At 32.2% G+C, this 2,689-nt stretch carries 4 protein-coding genes; all 4 read right to left on the bottom strand.

What is annotated here, in order from left to right; translation table 11 throughout:
• Positions 1–18: 18 nt before the first annotated feature.
• Positions 19–429 (bottom strand): hypothetical protein, encoded by a 411-nt coding sequence (locus ACYVRH_RS11565; protein ID WP_461257068.1) that lies wholly within the window; start codon positions 427–429, stop codon positions 19–21.
• 91 nt (positions 430–520) lie between these two features.
• Positions 521–1,123 (bottom strand): HD domain-containing protein, encoded by a 603-nt coding sequence (locus tag ACYVRH_RS11570; RefSeq protein WP_461257069.1) that lies wholly within the window; start codon positions 1,121–1,123, stop codon positions 521–523.
• The gene (locus ACYVRH_RS11575; protein WP_461257070.1) at positions 1,113–1,469 is read right to left on the bottom strand and encodes a hypothetical protein; all 357 of its coding nucleotides are present in this window, start codon (positions 1,467–1,469) and stop codon (positions 1,113–1,115) included. Before ACYVRH_RS11575 ends, ACYVRH_RS11570 begins: the two co-directional genes overlap by 11 nt.
• 2 nt (positions 1,470–1,471) lie before the next feature.
• The coding region (locus ACYVRH_RS11580) for an AAA family ATPase (RefSeq protein ID WP_461257071.1) at positions 1,472–2,689 on the bottom strand (1,218 nt) is incomplete at its 5' end.

The following is a 2,689-nucleotide window of genomic DNA, read 5'->3' on the forward strand; positions in this document are numbered from 1 at the left end:
TCATCGTCATCATCATCATCATCCTTTTTTTTTACAGTTAAAGTCGAATTTTGAAACATTCTCTGTATGTTCTAATACCACATCAAATTCTCTATTCGAATTCGGTAGTTTTTTATGATACGAAAATGACTTATCCGCTTGCACCTCGTATCCGCTTTCCAGAATATATGAATGTTCCGTAAATTCAGCAGACATATCATATCCTCTTGTATCCATTTTACCGGTCATATTTCCTATCTTGCTTTTTTCTCCGATACTTACCTTGCCCTGTATAATAGAAATGTCTCCCTGAAAATGAATCCCTTCAAGAGTTGAGTTTTTCTTTACGTTTGAGGCCATTCCTAATATTGTATCATCAAATTCAAATTCTTTATCAAAAACATAATTTACAAATTTTGTAACCGGAATAATGTACAGTGAATGTTTCAAAATTCGACTTTAACTGTAAAAAAAAAGGATGATGATGATGATGACGATGAAGTTGTTATTAAAATTAAGAATTTCATTGGAAAAATAAGTATTAAAGGAGGTAATTTTTTTTATTCAGACTATTTAGTATTCTTAGAATATTTTCTCTATATTTGTCCACTACAATAAGCGCGCTTGCAGTTTCATGCGGCTGGGAAATTAATTCTTTAGTTTTTTCACTATAAACACTATAGAATTCCTTGTACATCTTGTTTACGGAAAAATATTTTTTTAATAATTTATCTATTTCCCGTTCCTCGCCATTCTTCCCATGAATATATAAATGCTCCAATGAATGTGAAAATGGAGCATGCCCAATGTCATGTAATAGACAGGCTATTAGAAATAAAACCTTATTCTTTGCCCAAAATATTTCCCGTTGATCGTTACTATAAATATTCCAATACGCTGAATCTTTGAAATTTTTCAAAAGGGCATCAACGGCTTTTGTTCCCAAATAAAATGTTCCCAATGAATGTACAAATCTGTCATGCCGCGCAGAAGGATAAACTTGTCTCATTCCGGTTTGTTCTATAAAACGAAGGCGTTGATACAACGGCGTATCAATTATTTCATGTACGAATAAGCTGGGAATTTGAATATAACCATGTACTATATCTTTGAATGACTTGTATTCGTCAAAGTCAAACATCATCAATAAAATTATTTTGAAAAGGCAATAGGGGGGCTTTATTTCTTTTTACATATTCTTTTACTATTTTTTTAATTTTCACTGGAATTTTGTTTTCACTTTGTTTAGGATTAAATTGCTCTTCCCTTAATAAAATACGATATTCTGTCATAAAAAATAATTCTTCGTTATATTTTACTGTACGTTTAATATCTTCATATCTAATATTCATATGTATCGTTTTATCATTTTTTCCATTAATATAGTTCTGTAGCAAGAATACTTCTGCAATATTTATGCAGTCTTTTTTCATATTAAGGAACAAGCTAATAATTGCCTGCTTTGAACTGATATTAATCTGTGTTTCCATAATTACTCCTTTTTTAAAGAATCAAGCGCGATTGAGGCATTTGCGTATTGATGAAGCCAAAACGCATGATGTATCCCTTTCCGGTAAATGTCTTCTCCCGAGCGGGCTTGTTTTCTGGTTTCAGTTATTTTTTCCATAGCTTCATTTTTAATCAACTCAACACATCCCTTGATGTTTGCCAAACAAACATTCTTCAGTTGTTCAGAACCAATAATACAAGCAATTATAGCCCGTTGTTTATTCTTAGGATTCTCAGCTGGTTTTTTTATTATAACATCATGACCAAACAATCTTTTAGCTGCACCTTCCGTTAAAACTAAAAATCCACACGAAGAAGCGTTTTCTCCTTGAGAAAATTCCTCTACTTCAATAATAATAAGTATTCCGCTAGATGTCAATAATGGTTGTATCTCTTTTTTTAGTACTGTTTCCCACCTAAAAGGATCAATTTCGTGTAAAACATTCATAAGCAAGACGCAATCAACCTTTCCATTCATTTTTTCACGGAGAGCATTAATATTATCGAAATATTTCTTTTTTGTTTCATCTTCTCCTAATCTGCCTGACATAAGGTCTATGCATCGTATTCTATCTTCTTCGCTTGTTTCGTCAGCAGCATTGTAAGCATAATAATCATATAAATCCATTTCTTCTTCTAACAAACCTTCAAAAAATCTTCCTTTACCGGCACCGAAATCTACAAGTTTTATCTTTTCCTTATTCTTCGCTTGATCAAAATCTAATTCATTTATACTTTCCTTTGCCAGTTTATTCTGTGGATCTTCTTTTCCGTCGATTCTTTCTTTCAGCGGTACTGATACCGCATCTTTTAAGGATTCTTTGGCAAACTCACATAAGGAAAATATATTTGGTAATTGAATAAAATATTCTAATTTTTCCCTATAATTTGCCTTTTGATCCGCATCTTCCAAAAGTCCCTGTAACACTTTAAAAGAATTACTGTTCATTTGCTTTGGTCTTCCATTATCCATATACCAAATATCCGCAGTATCAAAAATTGAAAGTAACGATATTGAGTGTGTGGCTACCCATATCTGAGTATCTATAAATGTAGCCCGAATTTTACTGACGATTTTAAGTAAGACCCCGGGATGTAGGTGCATTTCAGGTTCATCTAACAACAAAACTCTTCTCTCTGAAGAATCAGTTATTGTCTTGTTACAAAATAATGTAACACATAATCTCAGTAGATATTGCTG

Source organism: Treponema sp. R80B11-R83G3, assembly GCF_054786115.1.